Origin of the sequence: Streptomyces tateyamensis, assembly GCF_003205575.1 — a bacterium.
Lineage (GTDB): Bacteria > Actinomycetota > Actinomycetes > Streptomycetales > Streptomycetaceae > Kitasatospora > Kitasatospora tateyamensis.
Map to the genome: position 1 here is coordinate 1 of NZ_PYBW01000220.1, position 247 is coordinate 247.

Here is a 247-nt window from a genome sequence, read left to right on the forward strand (position 1 = left end):
CACGTCTTCCTGGCCGACTCCGGCTCGGTGGCGGTCGAGGTGGCGATGAAGATGTGCCTGCAGTACTGGCAGTCCGTCGGGCGGCCGGCCAAGCGCCGGGTGCTCACCTGGCGCGGCGGGTACCACGGCGACACCTTCCACCCGATGTCGGTCTGCGACCCCGAGGGCGGCATGCACCAGCTCTGGGGCGGGGTGCTGCCCCGGCAGGTCTTCGTCGCCGAGCCCCCCGCCGGCTTCGACGCCGAGG

The 247-nt window shown here is 73.3% G+C and carries 1 protein-coding gene; it reads left to right on the forward strand.

Going from position 1 to position 247, the window contains the following annotated elements:
- Positions 1 to 247, forward strand: a 247-nt coding sequence (locus C7C46_RS37040) for an aminotransferase class III-fold pyridoxal phosphate-dependent enzyme (protein ID WP_245985303.1), incomplete at both ends; no start/stop codon positions are given.